The sequence below is a fragment of the Bacillus sp. lyk4-R2A-2 genome, from assembly GCF_030209735.1.
Taxonomy (GTDB): Bacteria; Bacillota; Bacilli; order Bacillales; family Bacillaceae; genus Bacillus; species Bacillus pumilus.
The window spans coordinates 386,971-405,314 of sequence record NZ_JARVRK010000006.1; the positions used below are offsets into that span (position 1 = coordinate 386,971).

The window sequence follows — 18,344 nt, forward strand, 5'->3', positions numbered from 1 at the left end:
GTAATCACCTAATCTTTTCTTATTGCTGACTAACAGCTTATCATGATGTTTTGACACTTATCGTCAAAAAACGTTATGTATGGTCACGCACATACCCTTCGATACGTACAAGCAATTTATGTCCTTTTCATCCAAAAAGATGAAAAAATTGAATCGTCTAAATTTCAACAACTCCAATTATACGTCATGAATCGACGCAATGGTATTACATTTATATTTCAAAACTTATCGTTAAAAGGTAAAAACAACATTTAAAACCGAGAAACATGTCTTTTTACCCTTATTTTTTAAATAAAACTTAATATAATACGTTTTCATACTATCCAAAAGTCTTTTTCTACATATAAAAACAAAAAAACCTTGTCGATTAGACAAAGGTTTTATTTTTTCTCTGCAAGCCATTTTGCTACTTCTTTTGCTTGCTTCTCATCTACCATTCCGCTTGGCATAGAGCCTTTACCATTCTGTGCAATATCTGCAATTTGGCTTTCATTATATTTCTTTCCTACTTCTTTCAGGCTTGGTCCGCCTCCGCCAGATAGGTCTTTCCCATGACAGCCAATACAGTTTTGCTGATAAATTTCCTCACCACTGCTCACAGTTGAAGCACTTTTGCTGCCTTCTTTGTCACTGTCACTGCTGCTTGAATTTCCTCCACAAGCCGCAAGAACAAGAATCATCGCTGCAAACAGCATCATTAATCCACTCTTTTGCATCAATTTCCCTCCCTTACAATCATTTGGTCAACGCTATTATATCCTTGTTTACGCCCTTTTAAAACCCTCACCAAGCACCTCTTTTGCATCCATTACGATGACAAATGCTGATGCATCGATTGCTTTCACCACTTGTTTCAACTTTGTGAATTGTGACTGTCCAACGACACACATTAGAATTGGACGGTCATGATCGGTATATCCTCCAACTGCTGAGATTTTTGTGACACCACGGTCAATTTGATCAAAAACTGCCTGTCTGACTTCATCCTCATGCCCTGTAATGATCATCGCCATTTTCGAATGACTGAAGCCGGCCTGTACGACATCAATCGTTTTACTTGAAATAAACACACCAATGACAGCGTACAGTCCCTCTTCAATCCCAAAAACAGTCATCGCAGCCAGAACGATTAGGCCATCCATCATTGCTAAACAGGTACCAAGCGTGAGGCCTGTATATTTATTGATGATTTTGGCAGCGAGCGCCGTTCCACCTGTTGACCCATTTCCAAGGAACACGAGCCCTATGCCGATCCCAATCACCACTCCGCCAAAAATAGCTGCTAAGAGTGCTTCATGTGTCACAGGTGCAATATGCCTTGTGACAAACACCATCAAAGGTAAGAAAATAGAGCCAACGAGCGTTTTCACGCCAAATGTACCGCCTAATAAATAAAAGCCCGCGATAAACAGCGGAATGTTGAGCCCCCACTGCACATATGCCGCCTCAAAGCCGAATGACTGCATAATCGTACTAATCCCGCTCACACCACCTGCGGCAATCTGATTCGGTAATAATAACGTATTAAATCCAATCGCCACAATGGCTGATCCAATTAAAATGAACAAGTAATTTTTCGCTTCAATCCATAATTGTGAATGTCCCTGCTTCATGTCTGTCTTCCTCCGTTACTTCTGAATGCACACCTATTTTAAGCCCTCCAATTACGAATGTAAATAACAGCCAAATGCAGTGCTAATGGATTAATACTTTATCACACAAACGGATCAGCGTGCTTGCCGTTTGGCATAGGAGCAAATGATGGTATATTTAATATGTACATGAGAAAGAAGGGACATGCGATGAAGAAAATACTGAAGATCACAGGCATTACATTACTTGCACTGATCATTTTGGCTTTTGGTGCTTTCTATACATGGAGCCGCTTTACATACGGACCATCTGCCGCTTTAAAAAAGCAAGTGAACATCGAGCAAGTGGAACATAAAAACGACGTATATACATTTGCATCAACTAAAAGCGATACGGGCATCATTCTCTATCCAGGAGCAAAGGTAGAACCACTTTCGTACGCCTATATTGGGAATGAATTGATGAAAAAAGGCTATTCTGTCTTTATCCCTGACATGCCATTTTCGTTTGCGATTTTTAATACAAATAAAGCACAAGATATCATAAAAGATCATCAAACGATCAAACACTGGTATATTGGCGGTCATTCACTAGGCGGAACAGCCGCCGCTATGTTTGCAGAAAAAAACCAGCGCCAGCTCGACGGTCTTTTTTTCCTTGCGTCTTATCCAGCATCAGATGAGCTGAAATCATCCTCCTTGAACGTCCTCTCTATATCAGGTGAAAAGGATGGACTTGCGACACAAGAGAAAATCAAGCAATCGAAAACAAATTTGCCGTCTCAAACCGTTTATCATGAAATAAAAGGCGGGAACCATGCTCAGTTTGGCATGTATGGTAAACAAAAAGGTGATCAGCCAGCGGACATTCAAGCCCTCACACAGCAAAAGGATATCGTTCAGACGATGCTTGGATGGCTAAAACCAGCAAAAAAGCTCCATAAAGAAGACAAAGGGCTAAAATAAAGATCATTTTAACCCTTTGTCAACAATCTAAAGCTTCCGTAATGGGGGTTTTTCATTTTCACTTTTTCGTCGCTTCTAAAAACTCTTCAGCGTCTTCTACAGCGAGGCTAATGGCTTCCTCCCAAAAGTCTTTTTGGGTAAGATCGACACCTAAGTGCTTAAAGGCCAAATCTTCTACTGTCATTGAAGCTGTGTCCTTTAATAATGCAATGTACTTTTCTTCAAACGAAGTACCAGCCTGCAAGGCCTTTGCATAAATTCCTAGTGAGAACATGTAGCCAAATGTGTACGGGAAATTATAAAACGGTACACCTGTGATATGGAAATGCAGCTTAGACGCCCAGAAATGCGGATGGTATTCATCTAGTGAGTCGCCAAAGGCTTCTTTCTGCGCTTCTACCATCAGCTCATTCAACCGATCCGCCGGCACTTCTCCTTGTTTACGCTCTTCATAAAAACGCTGTTCAAATAAGAAACGAGATTGAATGTTCATGAAAAATGCTACACTCCGCTGCAGCTTATCCTCTAACAAGCTGAGGCGCTCCTCTTCATTTGCCGCTTCTTTCAATGAAGCATCAGCCACAATCATTTCTGCGAATGTCGACGCCGTTTCAGCTACATTCATCGCATATTTGCGATTAAGAATGCGAACATCCTGCATCACTTCTTGATGGAACGAATGACCAAGCTCATGCGCAAGTGTCGCCACATTGGATGGACTTCCTGAGAAGGTCATAAAAATGCGGGACTCTCCGCTGTCAGGGAAATTTGTACAAAAACCGCCTACTCGTTTGTTCGGGCGATCCTCCGCTTCTACCCAACGCTCATTAAAGGCCTTTTCTGTAAAAGCAGCAAGCTCTTCTCCAAATCCAGCGAAATGCTTCACAATAAAAGCAGCTGCTTCCTGATACGGATAGATCTTGGTCTCACTGCCAATAGGAGCCCCAACATCAAACCAGCTTAGCTTATTCACTCCAAGCATGTCAGCCTTTCGATGTAAATAATCAATGAATGGCTGCTTATGTTCATCAATCACAGACCACATGGCATCAAGGGTTTCTTGTTTCATCCGGCAAATATCAAGCGGCTCTTTTAAGATATGATCCCAGCCTCTTGCTTCATATACTTGCAAACGAAAACCTGCCAAATGATTGAGCGTGCTTGCAAATAGATGTTCGTCCTGCGTCCATGCATGCTCTAGGTTATGATAAACAGCCTTTCTGACTTCACGGTCTGAATCATCCATCGCATTTTCCGCTTGGCCGACAGAGATCATCTGCGTTTCACCATGTTGTTCAAATGGAATCGTAATCTTATTCACTAAGCTAGAATAAAGCTCATCCCATGCATGGTAGCCATCTACGGCTAGCTTTTGAATCAATGTTTCTTGTTCAACAGGCAATTGATCCTTCACGCGTTCTCTGCGTTCATTTAATATGTAGCGAACATCTGAAAAGGCCTCTGAATTCATGAGATCCTCCCATTTTCCAGGAGAGATGGCAGCAAGCGCCTGATCAAACAGCGCAAGAATGGTACCTAAATCAGCTTCCAGCTTAGCAATCGTACCTCGAAGACTGCTAGCCTTCATATCCTTTGTATTTTGAGATTGAAGACAGGAAACAAATGAACCTGCTTGAGACAGTTTTTTATATGTGGTTTCATACGTGTCAAGGACAGACGTTAACCTATTCTCAATGTGTGTATTTTCTTTTGAAAAGGCATCGACCTTTTGTCGTAATTCATCTAATAGCTGCTGAATGTGTTGCAAGTATGTTTTAAATTCTAGTGAAGCGCTGCCTCCTTTAAAAAAGGCATCTAAATCCCACGTCTCTTGTAATGTTGTTAATCCCAAAATATTTCCCCCTTTATTTGCTAATTTCATCATACAAAGGATATAGAGTCAGTATGGCGTATGTATTCCTTTATATTCATTATATTTTCTCACAATAAAAAAAACCCGGCAAGAAGCCGAGTTTTTATGATAATTTCGAACGTAAGTAAGCATCGATAAATGAATCTAAATCTCCATCCATGACCGCTTGAACATTTCCCATCTCCGTATTGGTTCGATGGTCTTTCACAAGAGAATACGGATGGAATACATAAGAGCGAATTTGGCTTCCCCAGCCAATTTCTTTCTGCTCTCCTCTAATTTCATCCAATTCAGCCTGCTGTTCTTCGATCCGTCTTTGATAAAGTTTCGATTTCAGCATTTTCATCGCACGTTCTCTGTTTTTGATTTGTGATCTTTCTGTTTGGCATGTCACCACGACATTGGTTGGAATGTGTGTGATACGAACGGCAGAGTCAGTCGTATTGACGTGCTGTCCACCTGCACCGCTTGCTCGATACGTATCCACTTTGATATCTTCTGTTCGAATATCAATATCGATTTCTTCATTGAACTCAGGCATGACATCACAGGAAACGAACGACGTATGTCTACGGCCAGATGAATCAAAAGGAGAAATACGAACCAAACGATGGACCCCTTTTTCTGCCTTTAAGTATCCATATGCGTTATGCCCTTTGATGAGCAATGTCACAGACTTAATTCCTGCTTCATCACCAGGAAGGTAATCAAGCGTTTCAACCTTAAAGCCTCTGCGCTCTGCCCAGCGAGTATACATTCTCAGAAGCATAGAACCCCAGTCCTGTGATTCAGTACCGCCTGCGCCTGGGTGAAGCTCAAGGATGGCATTGTTTTTATCATACGGTTCACTTAAGAGAAGCTGCAGTTCAAAGTCGTTAAATTGCTTAGTTAAGTTCTTCAGCTCTTTCTCAAGCTCTACATGAAGCTCCTCGTCATAATCTTCCTTTAACAGGTCATGTGTCATTTGCAGCTCTTCATGAGATTCACTGAGCTCATGGTATGAATTCACATTATCCTTTAGTGCATTGGCTTCATTGATGACGCCTTGTGCCTTTTGCTGATCATTCCAAAAATCAGCCTCTGACATGGTCGCTTCGAGTTCTGCAATTTTGGCTTCTTTTGTTTCGAGGTCAAAGAGACCCCCTAAAATCAGCTAGCCTGCTAGCCATATTTTCAAGCTCTTGTCTAATTTCTACTAATTCCATATCCTTCACCTCATAGATGTAGGGCTGACATGAATAGAAAGAGGTTTTCACCTCTTTCCATTACTTATTCTGTCTTCCCATGACAATTTTTATATTTCTTGCCGCTTCCGCAGTGACATGGTGAGTTTCGACCAATGTCTACGACTTTACGTACCGGCTTCTTTTTCACTGTCTTCTCCTCATCACCCTCTTGAGGCTGATGAGCTGTTGTTTGACCTTGAACGACTTCTTCACGTTCTAAGTTGTTTTGGATTTCTGATTTCAAAACATATTTGGCCACATCATCTTCGATTGAAGCGACCATGTGCTCAAACATCGCAAATCCTTCCATTTGATACTCACGAAGCGGATTTGTTTGTGCATACGCACGTAAATGAATCCCTTGACGCAGTTGATCCATTGCATCGATATGATCCATCCACTTTGAATCCACCGCACGAAGAACGATGACTTTTTCAAATTCTCGCATTTGTTCGTCGCCATATGTTTCTTCTTTTGCATCGTATTTTTCTTTAATACGATCCATAATGAAGGAGGTGATTTCATCTGCTTCTTTACCGTAAATATCCTTGACCGAAATGGCTCCTTCATCTAAATAGTTCGTGTTGATTAATTCAACAAGACCATCTAGTTTCCACTCTTCTGGAAGCTCTTCTTTCGGCGTATAAGAACCAACAGCGCGCTCAATTGAAGACTGAATCATATTGATCACAATCGATTTTAAGTTATCAGAATCAATGACTTCAAAGCGCTGCTTGTAAATCACTTCACGCTGCTGACGAAGCACATCGTCATATTGCAGAAGCTGTTTACGGGAATCAAAGTTGTTCCCCTCAACGCGTTTTTGAGATGATTCAACGGCTTTAGACACCATTTTACTTTGGATAGGCGTAGTGTCATCCATGCCAAAGCGGTCAAGCATGGCCATCGTACGCTCTGCACCAAATCGGCGCATCAATTCATCTTCCATGGAGAGATAGAATTGGGTAATCCCTGGGTCTCCTTGACGACCAGAACGTCCACGCAGCTGGTTATCAATACGTCGTGATTCATGACGCTCTGTCCCAATTACAGCTAGACCGCCAAGCTCTTTGACGCCTTCGCCAAGCTTGATGTCCGTACCACGTCCTGCCATGTTGGTCGCAATGGTGACGGCACCCTTTTGACCAGCCTCTTCAATAATTTGTGCCTCACGCTCATGGTTTTTCGCATTTAACACTTGATGAGGAATCCCTTTATTTTTAAGCAGCTTAGAAATAAGCTCAGACGTCTCAACCGCTACTGTTCCGACAAGCACTGGCTGCCCTGTCATATAGCGCTGCGCAACATCTTCAGCCACTGCTTTAAATTTACCTTCCATTGTGCGGTAAATTAAATCAGGTCTGTCATCACGAACCACTGGTTGATTGGTCGGGATTGTCACAACCTGCATGTTGTAAATGTTACGGAATTCTTCTTCTTCCGTTTTCGCTGTACCCGTCATACCAGAAAGCTTTTCATACATGCGGAAGTAGTTCTGGAATGTAATCGTTGCAAGGGTCATACTTTCGTTCTGCACTTCGAGACCTTCTTTTGCCTCAATGGCTTGATGCAGACCTTCACTATAACGGCGTCCTTTCATTAGACGTCCTGTGAACGAGTCAACAATAACGACTTGACCTTCTTCAACGACATAATCCACATCTTTTTGCATCGCAACATGTGCCTTTAGCGCCTGGGCGATGTGATGGTTCAGTGCGACATGTTTGACATCAAATAAGTTTTCGATGCCGAATGCTTTTTCCGCCTTCGTCATTCCACTTTCTGTCAGCTGTACACTTTTTGTTTTAATATCGTATGTGAAATCATCTTCTATTTTTAATGTACGAACAAATGCATTGGCTTGTACGTAAAGCTTTGTAGATTTCGCAGCTTGTCCAGAAATAATAAGAGGTGTTCTCGCTTCATCAACTAAGATGGAGTCAACCTCATCAATCACGGCATAATGAAGCGGTCTTTGAACCATTTGCTCTTTGTAAAGCACCATGTTATCTCGTAAATAGTCAAAGCCAAGTTCATTGTTTGTAGAATACGTAATATCAGCAGCATATGCTTCTCTTTTTTCATCTTTGTCTAAGCTGTTTAAGTTTAAGCCAACCGTTAAGCCAAGAAACTCAAAAATTTTGCCCATTTCCTCTGCATCACGGCTTGCCAAATATTCGTTGACTGTCACAATGTGGACGCCTTTTCCAGAAAGAGCATTTAAATAAACAGGCATTGTTGAAGTCAACGTTTTACCTTCACCTGTTTTCATCTCAGAGATGTTGCCTTCATGAAGCGCGATCCCCCCCATGAGCTGCACCTTAAATGGGAACATTCCTGTCACGCGGCGTGATGCCTCGCGAACCGTTGCAAATGCTTCAACCAACAGGTCATCCACGGATTGTCCTTTTTCAAGTTTTTCTTTAAATTCGTTCGTTTTATTTCGTAAAGCCTCGTCAGATAATTTCTCAAAATCTTGAGCAAGAGCTTCAATTTCATTTGCCTTTTTTTCATATTTGCTGATCGTACGTTTCGTAGGATCAAACACTTTGTTTAAGATTCCAAGCATATAATAACGCTCCTCTATTTCATGCAATTTTTCGGCATGTCCAAAAGATTGACAGGTCCATATTTACCTGCATTTATCATACCATACCTTCCTTCATTTCCAAAGAATTTGCAATGATTTCGCACAAAAAACCCGCCCCTCATGGAGGGAACGGGTTTACTTTTTTTAGGTTGTTTTTAGATCAGATTAAGCGTTCGGCTCAATCAGTCCATATTTTCCATCATTTCGGCGATAGACCACATTGGTCAAATTTGTCTCAGCATTTGTGAAGACGAAGAAACTATGACCTAACATGTTCATTTGAAGGATGGCCTCTTCGCTATCCATCGGTTTTAAATTGAAACGTTTTTGTCTGACGATTTCTGTTTCATCAATTTCTTCGTCATCTTGAACAGCTACGTCAGCCGTCCCATTTCCTCCAGCAAATAAGTGCTTTTTGGCACCTTGTTCGCGGAATTTACGGTTTACTTTTGTTTTGTGTTTTCGAATTTGACGTTCTAATTTACTGGCTGCTAGGTCTACTGCATTGTACATATCTTCATTATGCACCTCAGCTCGAAGTGCTAGATCAGTCATTGGAATGGTAACCTCAACTTTAGATTCTTGATCATTGTAAAACTTCAAGTTCACGTTGACTGAAGCATCTACGTCTGTCTCAAAATAACGCTCCAGCTTTCCAATTTTTTTCTCGACATGATCTCTTAGTGCAGGTGTTACGTCGATGTTTTCTCCTCTGACATTGTAATTCATGTAAAGAACGCCTCCTTTAAAATTAAGGATATGTAAACCTATTTCTACTTTTCCCTCCTTTTCTCCTGCTCAAACGTAAAAAAAATGTGAATTTTTATTGAAATTTGTCGAATTTTGCGGTGCATCAATTGTTACTTGATAGGTGATGAATATATATTCGGCTCATTCTTGAAAAAGACCAGCGCACATTTAAATGGTGAAAGATGATATTGATGTTTTCAGCGATTGAGATAAGGTTTTTAAGTCCTCCGCCGCTACTTTCATTTCTTCATTTGCTGCCAATGATTCTTCAACAGCCGCAGACATGTACTCCGTCTCTTCTGAATTGCGTTTGGCTCCTTCTTCAATGACTCCAACCGTCTGAGATATTTCCTCTGTACTAGCTGAAATCTCCTCTGCAGTAGCTGAAAGTTCCTCTGCTTTCATCGAAATATCACGAATAGATTCCAGGATTTCATGAAAGCTCTGTTCTGACAATTGCGATACTTTCACACCTTCTGCTACATCCTGCTCAACCTTTTTCATCGTATGTGATGATTTTTCAGTATCTTTGTTCACGTTCGCGAGCAATTGACTAATTTGATCTGTCAGCTGACTAGATTCTTCCGCCAGTTTCCTCACTTCATCTGCTACCACCGCAAATCCTCTCCCATGCTCTCCTGCTCTTGCCGCTTCAATAGCAGCATTTAAAGCAAGCAAATTCGTTTGATCAGCGATGGCATGGATATGACCTAACAAATCTTCAATGCCAGTAAACTGGGCTTGTACATGAGCCATTGTGGAATGGTGCTCATTCACAGACGCTTTGATAGAGCTCATTTGTTTTACGAATTGCTGAATAAGCGCTGCACCCTCTTCAGCCTTTTCAGTCACTGAAATTGAGTGACCCGAAACATCGGATGTGTGTTCAGCTGCATTTTGCATACCAGTCGAGACTTCTTGAATGGCAGAAGCTACTTTTCCGACCGCGTTTGATTGTTCACGTGAAGCTTCACTGACCTGTTCAATCGAGCTAGATGTCTGCTCACTGGCCGATATGGTTTGATGAATCGTTTCCTCAAACTGAGCAGCAGAATCAGCTAATTGTCTTGATCCATGTTGCACCTGTAAAATGAGCTGACGCAAATGCTTTGTCATTTGATTAAAAGCAGTACCGAGTTGACCAATCTCATTTTTAGAGGTCACTTCAATCTCTTCAAGTGTAAGGTCTCCATCTGCCATCCTTCTCGCAGCATTTGTGACAGACACAATCGGCTTTGTCATACGATAAACGAATCTTGTCCCAATCAACAAAAAGCCAACAATAATGACCGCACTAACTAGAATGAGAGTGAATAGTAATTGATTACTGTCTTGGTTGAGCTGATTGATTTTTTGGTCACGTTGCTTCAACTGGGTTTGAGCAAATTCTTTTGTAAAGGTATGTATTTCTTGTTCGATAGGTTGTAATTCTTGATTGAGGCGTGTGTTGAATTCTTTTTGATTGTTAGTATTTAATGAGATAAATAACCTTTTTGTAGATTCATAGTAGAGTTCATTCTTTTGAGATATTTTTGTTAATAACTGTTCAGCCTTTTTGACTGTACTAAGTTTTAAAGCTTCCCCTGTTGTTTTATTGATATCAACATAGGTTTCTTCAATTTTTTGCGATATTTCCCTGTCTCGCATGACAACATATGTTTTAATTTGTGCTTCCTGTTTTTGCAAAAGCGCCTCTAATTCCAGTGAGGTTTGATAAAGCTTTACTTCTTTGCTAAGAAGCGTCTTGTAGGATTGATCTGTTTTGTAATAGATAAAGCTTGAGAATCCTAAAATACTGACAAACAATACACATATGACAATAAGCCCAAACAAAAATTGATTTTTTAGTCTCATAATTTCCTCCGAAAGTCTGAATTGAACAAAAATTAATGAATGACATACGGCCTCATACAGGCATGTATTTCATCCATCCACTTTCTATATTCAGGTATAAAATATGCTTTAAGGAATGATTGGAAGTGTATTGAAGGGAATGTATAGAAAGCTAGTATATCAAAACTTAAAAAAATTTGATCAAACGAACGAATCGTTTTGGCAAAGTGCTCATTTTCTATAATTGAAAGCAGAAGGGGATGTGTTGTCTCTAAATGAAAGAAGGCATGGATCAGATCATTAAAGATCCGATCCCCTTCTGTTTTAGCAAAATCCTTCTCAATTTCATCTAAATATTTTAGACTCTCTTCTATCGTAAATAGAAGTTCATAATATGTGGTTAATAAAATATAGTCATCTGAACGATACGCCACAGGTCTCACCTAATTATTTCCGTTTATCGTAATATACGCCGTCACTCGTCATAGGCTGGTATGGATTTTGATAATTCAGCTGTTTCGTTTTCTTTTTTTGAATGGCTTGAATATCTGCTTTGATCCCATTTTGGATCACAGTTAATTGCTTCGCCATCTGTTGATCTGTTTGGATGATTTCTTTGATTTTTTCTTTTTCTTGATCCGTCAGCTCATGCTGAATATCTCTCATTAATTCGTCTCTCTCAATTAAAAAGGCATCAAAGTCTTCAACCAAGGTGTCACTTTGCGGATTTGCCGTTATTTCGGCTGCCATTTTTAATGTTTGGTCATGCAGCTGGTCCACAATACTCATAGAGATCCCCCGATAGAGTGGTGACGCCCTTTTCGATCGGTTTGAATAACTTCCTTCCACGCATCACGAAAATCAGTTACGTATTGCTCTACTTCATTCAACATCTCTTCGTCATTTTGAAGATTGGCTTCAATCAGTCTGCGATAAATGTAATCATACATACTTGCCATACTATTTGATACGTCATAAGAACGATTTAAGGTGACATTTAATTCTTGAATGATGTTTTGAGCCTTTTTCAGGTTCACATTTCTCGTTTCTGCATCCTCTTTTTGAATGGCATACTTCGCGAGTCTAATGAACTTTAAGCAGCCTTCATAAAGCATAAGCGTCAACTCGGCAGGTGTTGCAGTCTCAATAGAATTTTTTTGATAGGCGGCATAAGGGTTCTGAATTGCCATATGTTATAAACCTCCAATTATTGTCCAAGCAGTTGAGAAAGATAGCCAGATTGGTTGTTTAGCTTTTGAATCGCGCTATCCATGGCGCTAAACTTTTTGTAGTAGCGGGTTTCCACCATTTTTAAACGATCTTGGAATGTATCCATTCGTTTTGTTAAAGAATCAAGGTCCTTACCAAGTCCGTATTCCTTTAATTCCATCGTTGTGCTTCCCGCCTTTGTTTGAATGCTCTTCGTGAAGGCAGTTAAGGAATTTTTGACACGATAAATGATTCCTTGTTCTTGATATTGCTGCTGTGCTTTGTCTTTATCTTTTGAATCCACATTTAAACTACCCGAGATGAACATTTGTCTGACTTTCTCCGGGTCTTCTTCAATGGCTTTTCTTAATTTCTCTACTCCATTAAGATCCTTACTAAATTCCAGCTTTCCACCATCTTTATACTTGGATGATGTCTCAATACCAATTTGTGTGAGCTGAATTTTATTCGCATCACTTGTCGTAATATTAGCATATAAATCACTTCTTATTTTAGAGGCACCAGATCGTAAAATGGAATCACTTCTCAGCAAGCCAGACTTCGCGGTCGTTTCCCATAGCTCTATTTCTTTTTCAGACATCCCTTTTTTCTCTTCAGCCGTTAATGGTTGATAGTCTCTGTTTTTCTTTTCATTGACTTTACCATTAATTTGCTCAACGAGCTCATTGTATTTATCAACAAATTGTTTAATTTTATCAAAGATTGCATCCACATCTGTTGAAACGTTTAAGCTGACAGGCTTATCGGTTGTCCCTTTAAGCTCGTACGTAATACCAGCCTGCTCAAATATATTGTTGTTATTTTCCATTTTTAGGCCATTAATCTCGTATTGCGCTTTTTGTCCTTGAGTGGTCGCAACTAATTTGTTATCTCCATCCACTTGGAAGCCTAATTGAGTGAAGAATGAAGCTGAATTACCATCAGCTGCTTTAATGCTGACACCTTCACCTGTTGTCCGAGAAGTAAGAGCGATTGTATCCACGTAGTTCGTTCCATCAAAGATCTGTCCTTTGTAAGCTGTCACACCTAATTGCGAGTTGTTCAGCTTTTTCACGATGTCATCAATTGTATCGGTATCAGCAGTATTGATCGTCACCGTTTTCGGTTTTGTCGAATCTGGTGTCGTCACCTCGAATGTAAACGTGCCATTTGCAGGTGTAAAACCAGAAGTACCAGACGATTTGAAGACAGAAGCTGTCGCTAGTTGGGTGACATTGATTGAGCCAGAGGCAGCATTTGTTGATCCAGTTGCTGTGACAGCAGATTCATTTGAGCTTGTCACTTTTTTGGCGCCATATGTAGTCGGACGCGTTAAGTTTAAACTATTGATCAAATCATCTAATTCTTTAATCTTCGAATTGACCTCGCGATAGCTGTCTCTTTGCCATTCAAGTGTTTGTTTCTGGCGTGTCATTTTATCAAGTGGTGCTTGCTCAGTTTTCATGAGTTTTGATACGATTTCATCAATATCAAACACATTTGAAAATCCAGTAATTCGATTGACCATTTTTTATGTTCTCCCTTCACTTACATTCTTTTATCTACAAATAAACCGACAATTTCTGTCATTGCCGCATAGAAATCAAGCCATTCCTTGGAAGGAATCTCTCTAATGACTTCTTCTGTTTGGTTATCTACGACTTTGACATAATATTCATTGAGTTTTTCATGTAATTCAAATTGCAGATGAAATTGAGTGGGTTCAATGAGCTTGTTTGCTCCTTGAAGCGTTTTTTCAATTTCTTCTTTTGAAACGACCTTGCCATTTGCTTGTAAATCAGAGTTTGCATTGTCATTCTGGTTATTAGAAACACGGGTTTGAAATGCATCGATAATTGGCTCTAGCGATGTCAACTTACCAACAGACATAGTTATTCAGCTCCTGTGCTTTAATCTACCTTTTATATCGGCTTGGAATTTTCAAATTAAATATAGATGGACCGATTTGTTAAAGTTTCATATAGATGGTGAACATCCACACAGAAACGTGGAGATGGATAGCTGAATCAGATAAAAAAATCCTCACTTTTTTTGTGAGGATAATTGAGAGAGGAGATCTACGGATAAACTCGCAGCACGACTGTTCTCTTCTTGAATAGACAGGTACACTTCTTTCCTGTGAATATCAATGTGCTTAGGAGCTTCAATCCCGATTTTCACTTGATCGCCTTCGATCGAAATAATCTTGACTTCAATATCATCGCCAATTTGAATCGACTGGTTTAATTTACGCGAGAGAACTAACATGAGGATGCCACCTCTAACAAATGTTTTGTATGATAGGCTGAATCATGCAAAATCACCTGCTTGGCTTTCATGTTTTTCCGGTTCACAATAATAGGCGCTCTTAAATTGGCTGTCGTTTTTTCAATAGAAGATTCCATTGTTAAAATCACCATAACTTCCACATCATTGGCATCTTCTACTTCTAGAATATCTACGACCGTTTCGTCTAGATCGAATTCATATTGATTGAAGAATAAAAACGGACTGCTGACAATAAAGCCTAACTCTGCGTTTTTCAATGATTGAAGAACTAAAAATGGAGACTCTTCTGATAAAGGTAAAATGACAAACTGTTTTTGATCCAGAAATCCTGGTATTCCATTAGAGAAGTTGATGATTTGCTCCTCTTTGATTGTCACTTCACCATGGTATTTTGTTTGAATGATCATAATTCACGACCTTTTTCATTTTTCTTAACTATACCTTATCACCATTTTGGCCCGTTTCGTCAACTTCTATTTTTAAATCTGGGTATTGTAACATATCAATATTGACCTTACCTGGCTGGTAGTTAACGATTGGTTTATGAGGCGTTGCCTCTATAATAGCTTTTTGAGGCTCCACTTCAATTTGAAGCTCAGATGGCTGATAGTGAATTTTCACACTAAAGAATGAAGGGATCACACCAATATTGAATTGTTTGGCTGGAGGAGTGCCATTGATTTTGGCAAACTCGGCAATTGCATTCCCACCATTCTCGATCTTGATGAGTTCACTGCCCTCTTCCGCTCTTCGGCCCATTCCCTCTCCAACAGCACGTTTCCCCTCAGCTGCCCATTCTTCAGAACGCCTAAAAATTGACTTGATATCCATATCGGCAAATGCTTCGGTTTGATCTATTGTTAATTTTGACGGTGTCCTTGTCATATTCATGACGGCTCTGGGCTGCTGAATCTCAAGGTCTGCTCTTGGCTGCTCTACTTCTTGCCGAGAAGGAGTTGTCGACATTTGCAGCTTTGCATAGGTTTGTTGCATTAACAATCTAGGGATTTGCATATAGGTACACCTCCATGATGCAAAAAAGCACCCAACGGATGCTTTTTATTATCTTAAGAAATCGACAAGGGATGGCTGAATAACTTTAGCCGTCGTTGCTAAAGCAGCTCTATTCACAACCTCTTGTTGAAGAAGATCAATAATTGCTTTTTCACTTTCTACATCTTCATTATCTGATTTGGCATTTTTCAGTACTTCGAATTGTGAAGTCAAGCGACTGCCTACTAAGTCAACACGATTTGAACGGGCTCCTAAGTCCGAGCGCTCAGCACTCATCACTTCTTTAAACTGATCGATACTTCCTAACGCATCATCAGAATTTGCGAACGTTCCATTTTTCAATGAGTTTTCTAAATCCGTCAGCATTTCAATGACATTTTGACCGCTGGCAGTCTGTCCACCAAACGCTGAAATTGGATTTGAGTTCACATTTAAAGTGATACCATCAGAAATGTTCGACTTAACAGAATTTGCATCTGTATAGTTTTCAAAGTTAAACGTAAACGTACCATCTGCGTTCTCAACAACTGGTTTGACATTTGTATTTGTTCCATTAAATACGAACTTACCTAACATCTGAGTGTTCATCGCGTCAATGATTTGTTTCTTCATCTGACCAATTTCCACGCCGACTGCTGCTAAATCTTCTGGCTGCTTTGTTCCATTAGCCGCATCAAGCACTTTATCTCGTACATTTGACATAATATCAATGATTTCAGTGACACTTGTTTCAGATGTATCAATCCAGTTCTGTGCTTCATTTAAGTTTTTTTGATATTGATCATTTCGAAACATTGCTGTGCTATATTGAAGGCTTTTTACTGCTGCAACGGGATCATCAGACGTTTTTGTGAAACGTCTCCCTGTTTGTGCTTGCTCATTTATTTTAGAAAGTTTTTCATAACTTTTACTAATATTACGAAGTGAGTTTTGAGAAATCATACCTTGTGTGACTCGCATCAGTTATACCTACCTTCCTACGACACCCATGCCGTTTATTACTTTATCCAATATTTCATCTTGTAATGTCACAACTCTCGCAGCTGCATTATATGCATGCTGAAATTGGATCATATTCGTCATTTCTTCATCAATGGAAACAGCACTCGTTGACATTCTACGCTCATTGGCTGAATTGACAAGAGCGGCTGAACTGCTTTCTAGCGTTATGTTCTTTTTCCCTTGAATCCCCATCTCAGCAATGACATTTTGGTAGTAATCCTGGATCGTCGTTGTATTGCCGCCGATTGGTACCTTTAAGTCTTGAATACCAGCTAATTTCGTAGCATTCGAACCGTCACCTTTTGTTTGATTGAGAGATGCTGCAATATTATCTGTTGATGCTAAAATAACATCACTCACTTTGATACGAGCAGCTAAACCTTTATTCAGATCATTATTATTCTCGATATCAAAAAAGTCTTGTCCACTTGTGCCATTTAATGTGTAACCCTGCTTATGCACATCATTAAATGTATCCATGAAGACTTGTGCTACTTCATCAAGCTCTGCAAGCATGTCTGGATACATGCCTTTTTCAGCACCATTTGACATGTAGCCATAAGCCTCAACAAGTGCTTTTACTTTACCATTCACTTGAAGCTGATCTGCTGCAATGGTTGTTGTTCCGAATTGAAGTGAGTTAACAAGTCCCGTTGTATTATCATACGAGATTTGCAGTTCAGATTTTTCGTTCGTAATGCCATTCAAAATCGTTCCAGCAGATTGTCCATTTGCACCGATAATGTCGATGTTGACAGTTCCTTCTGCAATTTTGAGTGCATTCCCGCCAGATGGATTGTAGCTCACTTTAATGTCAACAAGTGAAGATAATTGATCTACCAACGCATCACGCGTATCATATAGATCATTTGGAAGATATCCGTTTGGCTCAACTGCTGCAATCTGTTTGTTCACTTCATCTATTTGAGATAAAATCGTGTTCACATTTTTGGCTGTTGAATCGAGTTCTGTTTTTAAATTCTTTTGTATCGTTGTTAAAGAAGAATTAAGTAGACGGAATTGATCTACTAAAGCCTGTGCACTTGTTTTAACAACTGTACGCGCAGACGCTGTATCAGCATTTTTGGTTTCGGATAGGACCTGCAATGATTTCCAAAGGTTATCAAAAGCTCTGTTTAAGCCTTCATCCGTCAAATCATTCATGACTCCCTCCATTTGCGAAAGGGCATCAGATTTTGTTGAGTAGTAGGACAAGTTATTGTTATGATCTCTGAATTGCAGATCTAAAAAGCTGTCTCGAATTCTTTCAACGGTTCCAACTTGAACTCCTGTCCCCATTTGGCCATACGTCTTGCCGTCATAAACTGAAATGACTGGATAAGGATTATCTGCTTTAAAGGTAACTCTTTGTCTTGAGTAGCCATCTGTATTTGCATTGGAGACGTTGTTTGATGTGACATAAAGCCCTGCACGCTGGGCTGTGATTCCTCTTTTTGCCGTTTCTAGTCCCATGAATGTAGAACCCATTGGTATCCTCCTTGTTTACGCCTTTGAATCAAACAAAGCCCTCTGCTGTTTAGGCTTTGAACTCTCAAGACCATTTTGTCCGTAATTCATATTTTCTTTATTAGGGTTAACGAGATCGAATGTCAGTGAAATAAATTGAAGCGACTGCTGAATGAGCTGTTTGTTCAGTTCATTTACATCTTTCAGTTCCACCATGATGTCTTTTAATATGTCATATAACGAAATGAGCTCTTCTTGATCCGAACCTTCAGCCTTTTCGATACACGCGGTGATGGTTGGCGGTTCATCATTTTGTAAAAATTGAACTGTCGCTTCAATTCTTTTTTCTTCTAATTGAGAAATGGCCTGAATATATTTTTGCTCTAAATTCAGAACCTCTGAAAGAGCATCAATCTCATTACTTTTCAGCATTTCTGTTTTATCTTTCGACAGCTTCAAAAGCTGTTCATGCAATCCATAGAGACGATGCAGCTCTTCAATGATTATTTTAACTGACATTCACGCTACTCCCT

At 39.9% G+C, this 18,344-nt stretch carries 19 protein-coding genes; 1 reads left to right on the forward strand and 18 read right to left on the reverse strand.

All coding sequences use genetic code 11. The annotated features are described in order from the left end of the window. Positions 1–380: 380 nt before the first annotated feature. Both cccB and QRN39_RS12895 read right to left on the reverse strand, forming a co-directional pair. The gene (gene cccB, locus QRN39_RS12890) at positions 381–716 is read right to left on the reverse strand and encodes a cytochrome c551 (RefSeq protein ID WP_003212771.1); all 336 of its coding nucleotides are present in this window, start codon (positions 714–716) and stop codon (positions 381–383) included. A 48-nt stretch (positions 717–764) separates the two neighbouring features. Beyond that, on the reverse strand, positions 765–1,613 hold the full coding sequence (locus QRN39_RS12895) for a YitT family protein (protein ID WP_003212797.1): 849 nt from the start codon (positions 1,611–1,613) through the stop codon (positions 765–767). Positions 1,614–1,802: 189 nt separating this feature from the next. Here QRN39_RS12895 and QRN39_RS12900 point away from each other — a divergent pair, with 189 nt between their 5' ends. Next, positions 1,803–2,558, forward strand: a complete 756-nt coding sequence (locus QRN39_RS12900; RefSeq protein WP_050944330.1) for an alpha/beta family hydrolase — start codon at positions 1,803–1,805, stop codon at positions 2,556–2,558. A 58-nt stretch (positions 2,559–2,616) separates the two neighbouring features. On the opposite strand, the gene QRN39_RS12905 is transcribed toward QRN39_RS12900, so the two are convergent. From QRN39_RS12905 to QRN39_RS12980, 16 genes are all read right to left on the reverse strand, one after another. Continuing rightward, a complete protein-coding gene (locus QRN39_RS12905) occupies positions 2,617–4,410 on the reverse strand; it encodes a M3 family oligoendopeptidase (RefSeq protein ID WP_284907377.1) in 1,794 nt (597 codons plus the stop codon). Positions 4,411–4,534: 124 nt separating this feature from the next. Further along, a protein-coding gene (gene prfB, locus QRN39_RS12910; RefSeq protein ID WP_106030063.1) for a peptide chain release factor 2 occupies positions 4,535–5,636 on the reverse strand; the annotation gives its coding sequence in 2 pieces (ribosomal slippage) (positions 4,535–5,563 and positions 5,565–5,636; 1,101 coding nt in all). Between the two features lie 64 nt (positions 5,637–5,700). After that, positions 5,701–8,226, reverse strand: coding sequence for a preprotein translocase subunit SecA (secA, locus tag QRN39_RS12915; RefSeq protein WP_106030064.1), 2,526 nt, complete (start codon positions 8,224–8,226; stop codon positions 5,701–5,703). Between the two features lie 186 nt (positions 8,227–8,412). Next, entirely contained in the window at positions 8,413–8,976 is a 564-nt protein-coding gene (gene hpf, locus QRN39_RS12920; protein WP_003213481.1) for a ribosome hibernation-promoting factor, HPF/YfiA family, read from the reverse strand. Between the two features lie 189 nt (positions 8,977–9,165). After that, positions 9,166–10,851, reverse strand: coding sequence for a methyl-accepting chemotaxis protein (locus tag QRN39_RS12925; RefSeq protein WP_284907378.1), 1,686 nt, complete (start codon positions 10,849–10,851; stop codon positions 9,166–9,168). A gap of 32 nt (positions 10,852–10,883) precedes the next feature. Then, positions 10,884–11,264, reverse strand: a complete 381-nt coding sequence (locus QRN39_RS12930) for a DUF8042 domain-containing protein (RefSeq protein ID WP_003213093.1) — start codon at positions 11,262–11,264, stop codon at positions 10,884–10,886. Between the two features lie 13 nt (positions 11,265–11,277). After that, positions 11,278–11,619, reverse strand: a complete 342-nt coding sequence (gene fliT, locus QRN39_RS12935; protein WP_003212921.1) for a flagella biosynthesis regulatory protein FliT — start codon at positions 11,617–11,619, stop codon at positions 11,278–11,280. Next, the gene (fliS, locus tag QRN39_RS12940) at positions 11,616–12,020 is read right to left on the reverse strand and encodes a flagellar export chaperone FliS (protein WP_003212886.1); all 405 of its coding nucleotides are present in this window, start codon (positions 12,018–12,020) and stop codon (positions 11,616–11,618) included. The genes fliT and fliS overlap by 4 nt, the downstream gene beginning before the upstream one ends. 17 nt (positions 12,021–12,037) lie before the next feature. Continuing rightward, positions 12,038–13,567, reverse strand: a complete 1,530-nt coding sequence (locus QRN39_RS12945; protein WP_212045587.1) for a flagellar hook-associated protein 2 — start codon at positions 13,565–13,567, stop codon at positions 12,038–12,040. A gap of 20 nt (positions 13,568–13,587) precedes the next feature. Beyond that, a complete protein-coding gene (gene flaG / locus QRN39_RS12950) occupies positions 13,588–13,929 on the reverse strand; it encodes a flagellar protein FlaG (RefSeq protein WP_003213002.1) in 342 nt (113 codons plus the stop codon). A 153-nt stretch (positions 13,930–14,082) separates the two neighbouring features. Next, positions 14,083–14,307, reverse strand: a complete 225-nt coding sequence (gene csrA / locus QRN39_RS12955) for a carbon storage regulator CsrA (RefSeq protein ID WP_003212955.1) — start codon at positions 14,305–14,307, stop codon at positions 14,083–14,085. Next, positions 14,301–14,735: a flagellar assembly protein FliW gene (gene fliW / locus QRN39_RS12960; RefSeq protein ID WP_044139341.1), complete on the reverse strand. Its 435-nt coding sequence runs from the start codon at positions 14,733–14,735 to the stop codon at positions 14,301–14,303. The genes csrA and fliW overlap by 7 nt, the downstream gene beginning before the upstream one ends. Positions 14,736–14,763: 28 nt before the next feature. Continuing rightward, positions 14,764–15,342, reverse strand: a complete 579-nt coding sequence (locus QRN39_RS12965) for a DUF6470 family protein (protein ID WP_003213106.1) — start codon at positions 15,340–15,342, stop codon at positions 14,764–14,766. A gap of 48 nt (positions 15,343–15,390) precedes the next feature. Further along, complete coding sequence (gene flgL / locus QRN39_RS12970) at positions 15,391–16,302, reverse strand: flagellar hook-associated protein FlgL (RefSeq protein ID WP_106030071.1); 912 nt, start codon at positions 16,300–16,302, stop codon at positions 15,391–15,393. A 9-nt stretch (positions 16,303–16,311) separates the two neighbouring features. Further along, positions 16,312–17,832 (reverse strand): flagellar hook-associated protein FlgK, encoded by a 1,521-nt coding sequence (gene flgK, locus QRN39_RS12975; RefSeq protein ID WP_003213544.1) that lies wholly within the window; start codon positions 17,830–17,832, stop codon positions 16,312–16,314. 15 nt (positions 17,833–17,847) lie between these two features. Further along, positions 17,848–18,330, reverse strand: a complete 483-nt coding sequence (locus QRN39_RS12980) for a flagellar protein FlgN (RefSeq protein ID WP_284907379.1) — start codon at positions 18,328–18,330, stop codon at positions 17,848–17,850. Positions 18,331–18,344 lie beyond the last annotated feature (14 nt).